This is a genomic window from Secundilactobacillus kimchicus JCM 15530 (assembly GCF_001433995.1).
Classification (GTDB): Bacteria; Bacillota; Bacilli; order Lactobacillales; family Lactobacillaceae; genus Secundilactobacillus; species Secundilactobacillus kimchicus.
On the sequence record NZ_AZCX01000008.1, the window covers coordinates 55,821 to 71,180 of the forward strand.

Below are 15,360 nucleotides of genomic sequence, written 5' to 3' on the forward strand. Positions count from 1 at the left end.
AAAAACTGGTTGGCCTTTTTAACTACCCTTTAAACTTCGTATACAGCTGGTCAAAGTTCACGGTACCCAGCCCCGTTGCTTGGTTATACAACGTTCCAGGCGTCCCGGCATAGTATAAATTATCGTTGTTAAACGTGTCATTAAGTGGTGTAAATGGTGAATCAGAGGCTTGCGCGTACTTGTAAATTTGGGGGTTCCAGAAACCCGCGGGCTGACTCAAACCGCTGTTCATCACAGCGCTGGCCGCTGCCATTTGCGGTGCTGTGGCGCTAGTGCCACCCGCAATCTGCCAGACTGTTTGTCCCTTTTCCTTTTTACTATGCGCCGCTGTCAGGCACAGCCCATAGCCGGTGTCTGGATCGGCATTGCCCGCGATATCCGGCAAGTTCCGACCCGTGCCGGTGCCGTGAATGAGTTGCGGATTTTTGATGACCTTAAAGTAGGCTGGCAGTGGAATTTTAAACCGATGACCAAAGAGGCTCAGTTTAAAGACGCCCTTCTTCTTGTACTGTAAATGCTTGATGGCGGTAAAGGTATTCACCCCGGGCACCCCGACTTGATAGCGGGGTGTCGCATTCAACCGTGAAAAACCGCCACCACCGGCTGGATAAGGTTGTCGCAGGAACTTCGCTAGTGGGTTGATGTTATAGATATTACCCCACGCGCGTTCCTTTTTAACGTGGACAACATGGCCATTTTCAATCTTTTCAAACGGCAACGTGGTGCCCCCAACCGAGACTTCATACGGTGACGTCATCATATCTTGGTTGAATTTTGCGCTCACGGCACTATATGGACCACTGTCCCCGCTAGCGTTGAACACCGTGATGCCTTGCAATGCCGCTTGTTCAAAGGCTTGGTTATAAGCGGCGCTATACTGTTGCTTGGTTTCACTTAAGTCGCTGCCCAGACCCGTGACCTCGTTACCCATCGCGATGCTGGTGGAAAGTTGTTTGTCTAAATTATCGCTAATGGCGGCGTTAAAAGTATGCAGGAGCGACATGTCTGGTGACATGACCTTGTCAGCCTCCGGGTAAATGTAGACGTCAACGTCAGCACCCGGTGCGACTGAGGCGGCCTGTTCAACATCCAGCGTCACCTCGGCCTGCATGCTCGCATCCACCGACATCGTATACTGACTGGCCTTTTTGGAACCCAGGTAGATCTTATGAATCCGCGAGACATCCGTCGCCAGACCATTTTGTTTGAGGTATTTTTGAACGTCTGACTTATAAAAATCAGCGGCGGCGACGAGGCCAATTCGTTGGCCCTTCCCCGTCAACTGACGCTCGTAGACCTTATCCAGTTGGTATTGATCCGCAAATTTGGCTGGACCATACTTTTCTGAAAAGGTCGACTTCTGACCCGTTAGTGCCGGGGTTTGCCCGGAAGTATCAATCTTTGTCTTGAGTTTGAACCCCTGAGCTTGCAAAAGCGCCTTGCGGGTCCCGACCAGCCCAATCACCGACGACACCTGGCGTTTCAGCGCGCTAGGCAATTTGTAAACCGTGCGGTGCTTGCTCAGCTTGGCGTGAAAGGCCCGCTTGACGTTGCCGTATGATCCCTTGACCTTTAAGAACAAGTTTCCCGCGTACGGATTAGCCTGAACGTGGTATTTTTTAAAATACCGTTTAAACTGATTGATGTCACTCCCGGAGCGGCCATACTTATCGGCGACGTCTCTGGGCGTTAAGTACTTGCGGTACTGGTCACTTGTTGGATCGGCGGTGGCGTAAACCTGGTCAACCATCCCCGCTTGGTCGGTTGGTTTTAAAGCAACTGACACCGCGTACTGTGACGACTTTGCCTTTACTTTTGCTTCGGCGGCCTGAGGCGCCACTGTGAGTTGCACACCCGCGACGAACGCGGCACCCGCTAGTGCTGCAACTAACCGTTTCCTAGCCATTTTCATATCATGTCCTCCTACCATCTACCCTCCTGTTTAGTCTAACAGAGCCACTGCCTGGGCGAAAGGCTTCACGTAACAATCGCAACATCTCGTGAAAATTGTCACACAAAGAAACGTGATGTCTAGTAACGGCATCACGTTTTTGATTGAACGTTTAATTGATGGTCGACGACCGGTTAATCAAACCCCGCCCATTATCCGTCAACCGCTGAAACAGCTGTGTTTGCTCGACTATGAAAGGGGCAATCGGTCCGCCGACAGCAAGGCCGGCTTTAATCAGCCCGAGGCTCACTTCGGTGTAGTAGTTGACTAGAATCGGCCGTTCAGATGGCGCCACCGTTCCGATTAGTCGCCCCGCGACCCAGTTACGAACATCCGCTTCGAGCTGCGGCCCTAATTGGGCCCACACCACCAGCTTTAACAAAGCCCGGTTCGGCACCCAGAACTCAAGAATCGTCTCAACAAAGTGCTGAGAGTTTTTAAACGGCGTGGCAGTGCGCGCTTCAAACTGACGCATTCGTTGCTGTAAGGCAATCGAAATTGGTGTGGTTAGCGTTTTATAGTGTCGGTAAATCGTCTGCCTTGAAATACCAGCGGCGTGAGCGACTCCGGCCACGGTCAGCCGGTCAAAGGGTTGGTTGGCCCGTCTGAATCGGTCTAGCGCCGTCATAATGGCTAGGTACGTCCGTAGGGTCCGTTCCAAATCAGTCGGTCCTTTCAAAGCCCGCGGTTATTGCTAAGGGGCTTTGGCAATAACGATCACTGGTCTATTGAACCATCATCGTTTGGACGGCCGTGGTGTAACCGGAATGACTCGCGGTCACGTCTAACTTGGTGCCGGTTGACACCTTTTGCGTTAATTTTGTGCTAAACGTGCCGTTCGATGTGGCGTAACCACTAGCCAGAGTTCGGCCGCTCTGAGTTCGAACCGTCACCTTTGCACCGGCCGTGGCTCGGCCAGTAACCCGAGTCGAATTCGACGTGACCCGGTCGACTGATAATGTCGTGGCCTGCTTAGTCGCCGCAACAACTGGCGCCAACTTTCTGGTCACACCATCATTTTTCACCGCAATCTGGAGTTTTTGTTGCGGGTCGAGCTTATCGTTTAATTTAGCGGTAAAGGTCCCTTGGCTGTTAGCGGTCGTGCTGCCCAAAACGTGGCCCTGCGCATCCTTGATTGTAACCTTGGCCCCAGCAGGTGCTTTACCGGTGACCGCTTGGGTATTTGGCTTTGGCGTGGTCACACTCGTATTCGCTGCCGTTGGGGCCTTAGCCGTCGTCCCCTGTTGCGCCGTCGTTGGGGTATGAGTGGCCGTCCCGGTCTTACTAATCGTTCGGCTCGTCGTTGATTGAGACTGTGAGTGAGTCGGTGTTGTAGCGGCGTTGGCAACCACAGGGGCACCAAGAGTGGCTAAGGTTAAAGTAGTAGCGGATAATTTAGTTAACATGTTTTTCATCATAAGTAATCTCTCCTTTAAGTTAAATCAGTTATTAGTTGGCCAATTAAGTTCAGTGGAAAACCTGACGAATGACCTTTGCGTCGGCTGAGAAGATGTTCGCAACGGTATTGGCACCCGCGGAAAGTCCCGCCTTAATACCGTTAAAGATAATCATGACTCATGCCTCCTTTCGATCGTTGATCAACAAGTGATTGCCTTGCTGATGTTATTAGAATACGGCGACCAACTTAATGACAACTTAACGCCAGCTAAAGCGGGCCTTAAAGTTTATGACAAATTCTGCCGGCCTGTCCGCGGGTCGATTCTTCTCGCTACCCGCGCGCCACCGCGATTAAGGAGCGGACCTCAACCTAAAAGTTCGTGACAGGCCACTCGCATTTAAGCGTCACTGTCACATTTCACCCGCCTTTTTCCCGCTACTTTCAATCTGGTATGAACCTGATTGGTCATTTTGCACAAAAAAAATGAGGCTCCCTGCCTCATTTCGTGAACCTCTCCAATTAATCGACGGCTTTCACCTTTTCAATCACCTCTAACAAGTGATCCTTGGCCTTTTCGTAATCGTCGATTTGATTGCCAAACTGCTGGTTGAAGCCCTCCAGGCCACCGCCGGCAAAAGCGTACTCGTACTTGTACACGGCGTCATAGGCGGCCGCAAATTCTACTAACAGCGGATGCTGCGCGTCACCGCTTAACTGCAGGGCCATTTCAATCACCCGAAAATCCGTGTAGGCCAGTTCGAACTGCACGGCCCAAGCCCGAATAAATTCGTGTTGGTTCTTAATGTGGGCAAAGTGGCGCGTCACCGTGGTACTTAAATTATCAATGGAACCCTTAACATCTAACATTTCTGAATTCCTCCCCCGTTACATTGTTTGCCGTAAGAATAAGACGGTTTCGTCGTAAACATCATCCAGATACCCTTTCGCATGCCGGGTCCCCGTTAGGAAGCGCGTTGTCACCGGAATACCGTGATCCACCAACGTTTGGGCCAGTTGAAAGACACCACTGGTTGGCACAAATTCATTCATCGAGTTCGCTAAGTACATGGGACCAGTTTTATCTGAAACCCGGTGGTAAGGCGTGCCCGATTCAAACTCGGTGGTCTTATCATCAAAGTAATTCAACACAAACCACTTATAAAAAGCATCATTGGCACCTGTCTGGTTAATGTCACTGCTTGCGGTGCTATTGAACTGACTCGTATCGCCCTCTTGGGGGACAACGTCTTGGTGGTCAGCCAACCAGTGGTCGATGTCTAAAATCCCGGAAAGTGAGACCACTGGTAAGCCGTACCGAATCCCCATTTCAACCGCCATGTTGCCCCCGGCTGAAGATCCCACCACGCCAATGTGGTCGTGATCAAACGGATAGTCCGACGTTGTGAGCCAGTAGTACAGGGCCTCCATATCGTTCAACGGGGCCGGAAAATGGGCGGCTGGGGCGTACCGGTAATTTGGCACAAACACGTAGTACCCCTCGCCAGCTAATCGTTGCGCCCAATCCGCATCCTTAGCCTTATCCCCGCGAAACCAGCCGCCACCGTGAATATCGATAACGGCGCCAGCGTAGTCCTCAAGGTCGGCATCGTAGTACACATCGGCCTTTAATCCCTCATCTGAGTTGTATAAAACGTCCAGTTCACTTTTTATTGCTGTCATTTTACGTCTCCTTTATAACGAGAGGAAAATCCCAGTATCAACCAAGCTCTTAACAAAGGCTGGGACAGTGTCAATCCGGTTCCAATCACGCTGGAATTCGCAGGCCAATTGAGCAAACGTCGTCAGGTGGGCGCCGGCTTGTTCAACCCGCCGTAAGGCCGTCTTATGAGCCGTCACACTCGTGCCACCCACCGCATCAACAACGGGATAGACATTGTAGCCTTCACCAATTGCGTCAAGCGTTGGAAACGTCAGACAAGCTTCCGTCCAAAGGGCCGCAATGATTAAGTTTGGCCGTTTCAAGGCTTTAACGGCATCGTTAAATTCTTTATCTTCCCAGGCATTAATGGACGTCCGGTCATAGCTCTTCTGGTCTGGTAACAGATTCTTAAGTTGCGGCACCGTTTCCTTGTTACGACCGGTTGCGACGTTAACGGTCGATAAGACGATGGGAACCTTGTAGGCCTGCATGAGTTTCGTCACGGCCGAAATGTTTTGAATCAGCTGGAACCGGTCCATTGAATTGATTGAGTCGATTTGCGTTGGTTGGTAATCGATCAATAAAAAAGCGCTGTTATCCGGGCTCAGTAATTCATCCTTTTGCGGATCACGAGGTGCTAAACTAGTCATAAGTAACACATCCTTTCTAGATTGTAACTGTAGTATAAGGGCGTCCTTAAGGCATTGAAAGCGTTTAGCTTGCTCAATTTTGGCTTTGACTGCTCACCAGCTCAATCATCAGAACCGTCACCCCTCTCACAATCGTGATTTAATCGCGGTTCACAAGGAATCTAAATTTTCTTCTTGAATAATCGAACATTTGTTCGTATAATGAGTTTAACTTATTAATTCAGTTGGAGGGATTGCCAATGACGGTTCAAGCAAGCATCGAAGAAGCGATGAAGTACGGCGAATTATTGAAGGTTCAACTCGAACTGCCCGATCAACTACCTGTGACCTACTACGGGTATGCCACCGGGTGTCGCGACGATCAACTCACCCTGGCGACGACGACCCACGGTGAACTCAGACTCCCCCTTTCACGGGTTGTCCGGGCAGGGTCGGTCTTCAACGAGGTCAGCGACTATGAATAACATTGATAACTACGGCTTGAACGGGACCCTCGTCAACGAGCCCAAGCTAGTGCGCAACGATCCACCCGCCATCGTGTTTAAGGTGCAATACAACGAGCAAGTCCTGAACTGTTTCATGACCCGACACGCCCTCAACTTTTTGTACGAGGGCCACCCAGGTGATAAGATTGCGCTATACGGCCACATCAACGAACATCACCAGTTTGTCGTCCAAAAAGCGCTGGTTCAGCCACGGCTAGAGTTATTTTAAGGTGACCAAGCCGGTCGAGCCCCGATTTGACACGCCTGATATACTTAAAATGTTATTCCATTAATATATAAAGAAGGCTTTAAAATGTTAAATATCGGAATTATACTTGGTTCGATCCGAGCCGGTTCGCTGGGCGAAACCATCTTAGACTACTGGCAAAAACAGACACCCAATACGGCTGATGTGACGTACCACTGGCTCAAATTACGGGACTTTCCCCTTGCACCCTACCACCACGACGAAACGCCCCTGAGCCAACGCATCCAAGACTTGCAGGAAAACGAATCCCGCTGGCTTGAAACGCTGGCTAAAATGGATGGTTTCGTCTTCGTGTCGCCAGAATACGACCACGCCTTAACCGGGGCTTTTAAAAACGCCCTCGACTACGTGGGTCCCGAAACCGACCACAAGCCCGTTCAGATCGTCACCTATTCTTCTTACAGTGATGGTGGGATGTTAGCCGCAGCAAACATGGTGGGTATTTTACAGATGCTCCAGATGATTGTCCTGCCGACGCCCGTGCTACTGTGGAACGCTGGTGACAACTTTGCCGCTGACGGGACCTTAAAGGACCACCCCAACAGCGCCCACTTTGCGAACCGCTTAGCCGAAGCCACGCACGATATTACGTTTTATAGCCAACTGCTTAAGGACCACCCTTACGAACCGATTAATCATTAATTAACCCAGAAGCGATTATAATGCGTAGCGGTGACCCGACCAACTAACGGCCGGCGTCACCGCTTTTTTTGTCCCGCACGAAAAACGAGCGTTAATTGCTTGCGGAGGCGTCTTTGAGACCGGGGATTAAATTAAAAAGGTCCCCCATAGCGGCGCTCAAGTTTAAAGGTGAGCACTGTTAGAAGGACCGGTTAAAAGCAGCTATCACTTTTCGTGACGAAAAAATTGATAGATCCCGGCGATTGCAATAGCTATGCCACCACCAAGAATTATCCAGAAAACCTTTTGCCAAGTCATATTAAAAACAGTCGGCCACAGGAAAGAGACCATAATTAATGTCAGAAATAACACCGTAAAAACTGTCAGGATTCCTTCCAATTACGACCAACCCCATTCCGTCATCTGATTTTCACGTCTGTACTCTAATACCTCGAATCAAAAATATCAACCGTTTACATTCGCCGAGATCCGTTATTAATAAAAGGCAAAAAGGCTGGCTCACCGGAATCCAAAGATTCTAATGAGCCAGCCCTTTATCATGGCATCACAGTTTTCAGAATGGTCAACTAGACCACCGTAAACGGGTTCGCGTTATCATAATAAACCCGACCATTGAGGTACCACTCGCCAAATTGAAAATTGTACGTAGTGGTGCCAACTTTTTTGAACTTAAAGTATCGGGTATAGCCACCCGATTTGCACTTCACCACGGTCGTCTGACCGCTAACCGCGAACTTTGCATGGGTTGAATACAACCGGCGATAAGGCGTTTTGTACGTGATCGTGTTTGCCGTGGCGGTGATGGTGTCAACACCGCCGTCTTCCTTAAACTGCATCGTTTGGTGTCGAATTAGGCTCGGGGTCCCAGCGTGCCACGTTGCGGCGGAGGCCGTTTGATTAGCGGCTAATCCCCCGAATCCTAGGGCGGCCCCTAATGCTAGCCAGCCCAATGTTTTCTTAATCATACCGATCAACTCCAATATTTGAGAATAATCGTTTGTCACCCCAAGTTATCAGTAAGCCACTGCCTAATTTCAGTCTACCCCGCAATTTGAGCGAGCGCCAACCACAAAACACCAGAAAGTGTGTACAACGTCAAAAGGCCTCACCGTATTGGCAAGGCCCAGTTGCGCCGTAGTCCTATCATTCAGCAACTCCCCGTTAACTAGCGGCGATGCCGAACCATGGTCCAACCAACCTTCCCCGATCGTTGGCACCACGGGCATCACCCAGTAGCTGAGTTACTTTGACGCATTGCTATGGTAACATCCCCTCCAAGTCGGTTGGGGAAATCTGCATTTTTATTTTCACCGTATAAAAAAGGCGTTACCGAAAATCCGGTAACGCCTTAAATCATCGACTTAGTCGGCTTTTAAAACCGCCTGTGCCACGAGTTTAGCAAACTGCTTGTTCCCAGTCGGATTCGGGTGAACGTGATCACCGTAGAACCACGACGGGCTGTTTTGGCTCAAACCATGCCAGTCAACAACCGTCAGATTCTTGTACCGCTTAGCGGCGCGGTTGATGGTTGCATTCACCTGTGATTCCCAATTCCGGGTTGGCACATGGGTGTTAATCCAAAATACTTGCCGTTTCTTGCCAATCAACTTCATCACGTCGTTGATCTGTTGATTAGTCATCGGACTGTTCGTCCCAAGGTTAATCAAGACTGTATTGGCAAGGGCGCCCTTTGCGATTAACTGCTTAATCACATCCGGCGCTTGCCAGATTTGACGACCGACTTGAGCGGACACGTAGGCGTTTGGAAAGACCTGTTGGAGATCAGTTGAAACATCAACCATCACCGAGTCGCCAATCGCAGTAACTGGCGTATCACGGGCAAGTACAACCTGCGCTTTAGTTAGCCCATATGACCGCATCACAAACCGCTCACGGCGCGTTAACTTCGCCTTTTTAACGGCGTCCTTTTGGTCTTTTTCTTGCTTTAGCCGTTTCTCGGCGGCCTTTTGTTTCTTAAGGGCTTGCGCATTTTGCTTATCTGCTTGTTTCTGGTTTTTCTCAATGTGGTTTTGAAGCGCCGTTGCTTGTGCCGGCAACTTGTTCGGTGCCGTTGCGGCCCCATACAGAGCAATCACAATCACCAGAACTGCCGGAATTGCCACAAGCCGTTTCCATCCAAACCGAGAATTCCGGCTGAAAGCATCACGGATGGCTCCTGGTAATTCTGAGTAGTGGTATCGCCGTAGTGGCCGTTCTAAGTAACGGTATGACAAGTCACTAATCAGTAAAATAATGGCGGCTTCAATCAACGGATATAAAACAGGATGATCCGCTGCGTTGGTCACCTTGGCTTCGAAGAAAATCATCACTGGAAATTGGTACAGGTAAATCCCGTAACTGCGTTTCCCGACCCAGTCAAATACCGGGTTGCTGAAAATCTTGTTCATAATGCCCGCTGGATGGGCCACAGTTGCCACTAATACGGTGGAAACCACCGTAAACAGGAACATGCCACCATGGTAGGTGAACGTACTCTGTCCTGACATCGTAAAGAACATGATCACGACCGCTAAGAGTGAGACCAGCCCCACCCCGTTCAGCATCCGTCGCGGCCCGTCCTCAATATCACTGCGAAGCTTTGTTGCCGGCCAGGCAAACGCGAGACCAACGCCAAGCAGAATCGCAAACATCCGCGTATCCGTCCCGTAATACACTCGGTTTGTGTCGTCTACAGACTTAAATAAAAACGCCATCCATGCTGCGGATGCTGCGGCCAGACCGAACAACAAGTAGAAAAATGTCTTGCGTTGTTTAAAAATCATGAGTAACAGGACTAGAATAACGGGCCAAAAGGCGTAGTACTGCCCTTCAATTGATAACGACCACAAATGAGTAAAAGGGGACTCCCCGTTAAACCGATCAAAGTATGACGACCCGTGGCCGATTTCCCACCAGTTGTAGACGTATAACATGTTCGTCCAAATGATGGACTTTAGGTTCACGAATAGTGATCGTTCAAACAGCGTGATGTAGGCCGCCGTTGCTAACACCATTGTGACCAACGCCGGGTAAAGTCGCTTCATTCGGCGTTCATAAAAACCTAAAATATCAATTCGACCATTTTGCTCATACTCTTGGAGTAGTAAATCCGTAATTAAGTACCCGGAAACTACGAAGAAAATCGGAACTCCCAAGTATCCCCCCTGAAGATTATAAGGAAGTAAGTGGTAAATAATTACCCCAAGCACTGCAATTGTTCTTATGCCATCAAAACCTGTTATGTAGCGACTGTTTCTCAGTCGCTTCTCCCCACTCCGTTGCACGCTCAATTCTCCATATCTTTATCAATTTATTCTGTCTGGCGAATACCGCACCATAACAGTCCATACTAACCCATTATAGAGGACGGCCAGTGCATTTCAACAGATTGGTCTTAATTTTTTTCGTAAAATAACCGATTTAACAACGTTCGCCAGAACCGTCTGAAAGGGTCATGTTGTTCATCACTGCCGTTAAAATTCAGGCAATCCCGCCCATTTCAAGACGTGCGGTCGGTAAAGTGACCATGCGGCACACGCGTACGCAATGCCAGCACCGGCCAATAGCGCCATCGGCACGTACCAAATAATCTGATAACGCGGTTGCACCTCCACTAAGAGACTGGAAAGGACTAACCCGTCAAGCAGTAGGTTCATCAGCAAAAAGCCATTTTGCACCCGGTTATCACGGTACCGGGACCACGCCATCAATAACCCGACCAGACTTGTCCCCAATAATACCGTAAACAGCACCAGTTGAAAAGCCGTTGTAAAGGCCGTGACGGGCGAGCGCCACTGGTCCCGATTCACATGATATCGATTCAATTGCGCCTGATTCTCGACAAAGAAGAAATTAAAGCCAAAATTACCGTTAACCAGAATTTTCAGCTTCGTATGAAGGAAGGTCAGCAACTCCCCCCGATGTAGTGTAGTGCTAAAATTCTTGTGAAAGTTATCCGTCAGATAGTCTTGCATCGTCGTAAATTTCTGAGCGACTGGCTGGTCCGAACGGTTAATTTCCTCAATTCGATTCACGAGGTCGTAGTTGTACATCCCGCTAGAATTCCGGTTCCACCCCGTCGCTAGCGTATAGGCCGTTTCCACTGACCGGTCAGCAATCGGAATTCCGTACGCCAATTTATCCAGGTTGGTACTTTGTTGATCCACTAAAAGCACAGGACCCGCAATGAGTGCTACCATTAACAGGCGCTTTCGCCACCCAGCCTGATTACCTCCAATTCGAAAGACCAACCACAAGCCGATAGCCATGAGAATGACCACGCCGTTGGGTCGGTAGAAATTCACGAGCAACAAGCACACAATGAGCCCAAGTGCGGCGCGCCAGAACCGACCATGGTCACTGGTTATCAATCGATAAAGTCCTAACAATGCAAGTAGGAACGCCGTTAGTTGAAAATACTCGGCGCCCATCAGACACGAATAAACGTAATTGGACGGAATAAAGAAGAAAATTAGCCCTCCAATGAGGCCCGCAGTCCGTGATACTATCCGTCTGAGCAACACAAAAATCAACCAGCTACAAATCGCCACCAATACGATATTGACCAATTGAATGACTTGATAGTGGCTAAACGTTAACCAGTAAATCCAGTGAAACGTACTGCTGATGTGAAAAACGTGTGGTGAAATGACTGAGAAATCCAGCCATTGCTTATCGAATAGATCTTGCCAAGAAAAGCGGGCTAACAGCATTTGAGCCTCAAAATTATAACTCCACATATCCGACTGGGGCTTAATAGGCAGCAGGAAAATCAGGCCTAACTTCGGTAAACTGGCTAGTACTAACGTTAAAAGATACCAACCCGTGAACCGGCGACTCAGCCAATAGATTCCGAGACCCCCAAGAATTGCCAATATCCCAACTAACCAGAGTGCAAAAGGTAATGCCTGCTGGTTGCGGTACGGCAAATTGACCTGCCAAGTCGCAACAAGCAGCCAGCCCACTACTAGAACGGTAATCCCAGCAACGGCGATCTGAACACTGCGTTGAACCGTCTGCACCATTAGCTCTCACCACCACTCAACTGGGCATGGGTTGTCTTGGCCCAGCCGTTTTGGCCGGTCAACAACCGGTACAAGGCCATGTACGGCACTGGTGCAAGGAGCCAGATGTAGATGAGATTGCCCACCAGCATCTTAACAATCTGGCCCCGCTGACGGTACACGGCCGCCATCTTAGCAGCGCGCAACAGCAGTAAATTTAACCCTAAATTAGCCACCACGATGACCACCATAATGGCCGTCTGAAAGCCGAAATTCCCCACCATTAACCAGCCGTACGTTAAAATGGCGCTCACCGAAGTCGGTAAGATAAATAAGCCAATAAACGGCAGCAACATAAACGCCCAGATATCGACCTTTAACCGGCCCGCAATTCGGGGGGACTTAGCAATCTGACGCCCGTACTTAAATAGGCACTGCATCCCGCCTTGACACCAACGCGTTCGTTGCCGCAATAATGCCCGGTATACAGACGTCGCCTGTTGGGGCACCGGATTGTACGGTAAAAAACCGCCGTAATACCCTTTCAATAGGCCCTTCAGTGAAAACTCTAAATCGTCTAACAAGGCATCGCTCCAGCGAATGCTACGAGCCATTTCAAGCGTCATAAACTGACCGTTTCCGCTAGCCAGTGCTGACCCCCAGTCCATCCGCATAACCTGAACCAACTTGTTGGCAACGTTAAATTCAAACTCTTGCATCAGGCCTAAAAACGTGTGGGCGTTGTTAATGCTCACGCCGGTCTGAACTAGATCATAATGGGAATGGTTAAACGCCCAGTGAACCTTATTAAAAAAAGCGGTCTCCGGTGTACTGTCGCTATCGATCACCCCAATGATCGTTTTATCCGACACCATATGATGCTGACCAAGCCAATCCAGGGCCGCATTCAACGCGTCGCCTTTCCCGGTTTGGGCGTTAGGTAGCTGTCGCTTCAAAAGCGTCAAGTGCGCGTGGCGTCCCAACGCCGACAACGCCTCAACGGTGCCATCACTGGAGGCGTCGTCGATAACCATAATTCGTAAATCAAAAGTGTTCTGAACGTCTTGCGCAATTTGCAGCAAGCGCGTGACCGTATCAGCAATCGTTTCTTCTTCATTCATCGCCGGTACTAGGATAACCATTTTGTTAAACGATCGTACCTGCTCCGGTAAATAGTGTAACATCCCCATTGGTCGCCGAATGGCGAGATACAAATTCCAGCCGCCAAATCCCAGTGCGATCAATAAATTCATAACCAAAAAGATCAACATTCGTTCCCCCGTATTTAGGATTAATGAAATGGCCCCCAATCCTAAGGATTGTGGGACCATTAAATGTTAATTGTAGGTGGCTATGTTCAGTTAGTTATTTATTTTTCGCATTAAAAGAAGAAGCCAAAGCCCCATGAGCACACTTGGCGAACAGGAATTGACCAGCAGCTCCGCTTAATTTGAATTTGATATGGATAACAGTTAGACGTCCGTTTTGGGCTACGTGGTTGGCAACCCGGACGCGTATTGTGCGGACGAGGCGTGTTGCAGTTGTCTTTGTGGTGAGATGGCCGGGTTGGCTGGCAAGGTTGCTTTGCTTGCTTCGCGTTTTTCACCGTGACATTGGTCATTTGGTTGTCATAAATTGTAAAGGCCACATGACCATCTTGGCGTTGATACCCTGCTGGCGCTTTAGTTTCTACGAAATAGTAATCGCCAACCGTCAATTTTTCAACGGTGAATTGACCACGCGAGTTCGTGGTTAAACCAGACTTTACGAGTTTGCCATCCTTGCTATATAAGCTAAAGACCGCACCCGAAAGGCGCTTCGGACAATAACCCTCACTGGTTTTTATCAATGTCACGTAACCCGTCTTTTTAGGGGTCTCTTTATCACCTTCACCGTTACCACTGCCACCCCAGGCAATCGTAGCAGATGAGCTAGCCGTCAATGGTGAGCCGCTTCCATCAGCCGAGAAAGTGGCCGTGTTTGTCCACTGTTTTGATGCTGGAACTTCCGTTAAATCAGCGGTATACGTCATATTAACAGCAGTAGTTAAAGTCGCAAATTTGATAGTAACGTGGTTACCATCAACGGTAATTTCTGGCTTAATAATCCCGCCATCGTCCTTAAACATGCTGTTTGCATCAAAACTTCCCGTGTGGGCAACTAATGAATCAGCATCAAACTTTTGGCCTTCACCTAACGTGTCTTCGATGACCACGTTAGTTAAATGATTGCTGTTTGGATTCAGTGCAATATTCCAAGTTGCTTTATTAGGCGTGGTGGTCACAGGATCTTGACTTGAAATCCACCCGAGCTTGTTAATTTCCCAATTAGTGTTGGGCGCCCCGGTAGTGTCCGTCCCGTTAACCGTAATTTGCAACGTCCCCTGACGGTTTTTGTCGTGGGTCACGAAGTAATCAGAAAATGTAATCGTCCCTTCGTTGCTACCCGCCTTGATGGCAAATTCACCAACTGATGTGCTGGCGTCATCATCGCTGTAAATTGCGAATTGATAATCGTAAGCCGGTTTTACAGCATCTGGCAAATTCACCGTTGCTGTATCACCTGCTTCAATCTTAGTTGCATCGTCAATTGACCATTTGTAGTTGGCTTTATAAGCGACCCATTGACTCAATGAATCAGTCGCATTAACCGTTTTACCCGATTCGGCTTCGTTCAACGTGACACTGGCTGCGTCTAACCCCTTAACCGCAACCGTTTTGGCCGAAGCAGAATTGGCCCCAATAAAACTAAATACCACGACCAGAGCGGCTACAATCCCCAGTAGTCCGATCCGACGCATGGTAACTTGACAAAAATTCTCTTTCATCTACTCTTCCTCCTCAAAAATAAAAACCACCTACGCATGAGAATGTAACATATTTGTATAAATGTCTCAATAATTATCGACTGATTATCACCTTGGAAACATGCCGGTATTCCAGTGTTGATAGGGCTGAACGGAAATTATTAAGATTTAAATGACCAAATCAGTGTCAATTGCTAAAAAGATCAGTACTTTTTCTTTAAGACAAAGTGCTTACGTTAACTAAATTGATAAATTTTATAACGGGAATAATAGCATAATTAGACCGTAAATTATAATATTAGTCTCTCTTAAATATATGAACCGGCACTTAAACTTTGTTCATCTCGAGTCATCTATTTCCCCCTCTGACTAATATATAGCGTTTTCATAACATTTCGGAATGACATAGCTAAATTTATGTAATATCATCTTTCTACTGATTGTCGGATTATTCATACCAACGCATTAGATTTCGATAAATAATATATTTCTAAAA

14 protein-coding genes are annotated in these 15,360 nt (G+C 48.6%); 3 read left to right on the forward strand and 11 right to left on the reverse strand.

All coding sequences use genetic code 11. The features are described 5' to 3' along the window. Positions 1-22 precede the first annotated feature (22 nt). The 6 genes from FC96_RS09600 to FC96_RS09625 all read right to left on the reverse strand — a co-directional run bounded on the left by FC96_RS09600 (position 23) and on the right by FC96_RS09625 (position 5,660). Positions 23-1,912: a S53 family peptidase gene (locus tag FC96_RS09600; RefSeq protein WP_056942847.1), complete on the reverse strand. Its 1,890-nt coding sequence runs from the start codon at positions 1,910-1,912 to the stop codon at positions 23-25. A gap of 151 nt (positions 1,913-2,063) precedes the next feature. Beyond that, the gene (locus FC96_RS09605; protein ID WP_054661066.1) at positions 2,064-2,612 is read right to left on the reverse strand and encodes a TetR/AcrR family transcriptional regulator; all 549 of its coding nucleotides are present in this window, start codon (positions 2,610-2,612) and stop codon (positions 2,064-2,066) included. Positions 2,613-2,676: 64 nt separating this feature from the next. Further along, positions 2,677-3,369, reverse strand: coding sequence for an Ig-like domain-containing protein (locus FC96_RS09610; RefSeq protein ID WP_054661068.1), 693 nt, complete (start codon positions 3,367-3,369; stop codon positions 2,677-2,679). Positions 3,370-3,869: 500 nt separating this feature from the next. After that, entirely contained in the window at positions 3,870-4,217 is a 348-nt protein-coding gene (locus tag FC96_RS09615) for a hypothetical protein (protein ID WP_054661070.1), read from the reverse strand. Between the two features lie 18 nt (positions 4,218-4,235). After that, positions 4,236-5,030, reverse strand: a complete 795-nt coding sequence (locus FC96_RS09620) for an alpha/beta hydrolase (RefSeq protein WP_054661072.1) — start codon at positions 5,028-5,030, stop codon at positions 4,236-4,238. A 12-nt stretch (positions 5,031-5,042) separates the two neighbouring features. Next, a complete protein-coding gene (locus FC96_RS09625) occupies positions 5,043-5,660 on the reverse strand; it encodes a hydrolase (protein WP_054661074.1) in 618 nt (205 codons plus the stop codon). A gap of 239 nt (positions 5,661-5,899) precedes the next feature. Between FC96_RS09625 and FC96_RS09630 the strand changes: the two genes are divergently transcribed. The 3 genes from FC96_RS09630 to FC96_RS09640 all read left to right on the forward strand — a co-directional run bounded on the left by FC96_RS09630 (position 5,900) and on the right by FC96_RS09640 (position 7,055). After that, a complete protein-coding gene (locus FC96_RS09630; RefSeq protein ID WP_054661076.1) occupies positions 5,900-6,124 on the forward strand; it encodes a hypothetical protein in 225 nt (74 codons plus the stop codon). Then, positions 6,117-6,374 carry a hypothetical protein gene (locus tag FC96_RS09635; RefSeq protein ID WP_056942848.1) on the forward strand — a complete coding sequence of 86 codons (258 nt, stop codon included), beginning with the start codon at positions 6,117-6,119 and terminating at the stop codon, positions 6,372-6,374. The genes FC96_RS09630 and FC96_RS09635 overlap by 8 nt, the downstream gene beginning before the upstream one ends. Before the next feature lie 84 nt (positions 6,375-6,458). Continuing rightward, positions 6,459-7,055: an NADPH-dependent FMN reductase gene (locus FC96_RS09640; protein WP_054661080.1), complete on the forward strand. Its 597-nt coding sequence runs from the start codon at positions 6,459-6,461 to the stop codon at positions 7,053-7,055. 566 nt (positions 7,056-7,621) lie between these two features. Here FC96_RS09640 and FC96_RS09645 read toward each other — a convergent pair. The 5 genes from FC96_RS09645 to FC96_RS09665 all read right to left on the reverse strand — a co-directional run bounded on the left by FC96_RS09645 (position 7,622) and on the right by FC96_RS09665 (position 14,885). Further along, positions 7,622-8,020, reverse strand: a complete 399-nt coding sequence (locus FC96_RS09645; protein WP_056942849.1) for a hypothetical protein — start codon at positions 8,018-8,020, stop codon at positions 7,622-7,624. Between the two features lie 396 nt (positions 8,021-8,416). Continuing rightward, positions 8,417-10,339, reverse strand: coding sequence for an acyltransferase family protein (locus tag FC96_RS09650; protein ID WP_082593541.1), 1,923 nt, complete (start codon positions 10,337-10,339; stop codon positions 8,417-8,419). Positions 10,340-10,528: 189 nt separating this feature from the next. Next, positions 10,529-12,079 carry a glycosyltransferase family 39 protein gene (locus FC96_RS09655; protein ID WP_056942850.1) on the reverse strand — a complete coding sequence of 517 codons (1,551 nt, stop codon included), beginning with the start codon at positions 12,077-12,079 and terminating at the stop codon, positions 10,529-10,531. Then, positions 12,079-13,329: a glycosyltransferase family 2 protein gene (locus FC96_RS09660; RefSeq protein ID WP_162253153.1), complete on the reverse strand. Its 1,251-nt coding sequence runs from the start codon at positions 13,327-13,329 to the stop codon at positions 12,079-12,081. The genes FC96_RS09655 and FC96_RS09660 overlap by 1 nt, the downstream gene beginning before the upstream one ends. A 110-nt stretch (positions 13,330-13,439) precedes the next feature. Further along, positions 13,440-14,885: a SpaA isopeptide-forming pilin-related protein gene (locus tag FC96_RS09665; RefSeq protein ID WP_054661094.1), complete on the reverse strand. Its 1,446-nt coding sequence runs from the start codon at positions 14,883-14,885 to the stop codon at positions 13,440-13,442. Positions 14,886-15,360 lie beyond the last annotated feature (475 nt).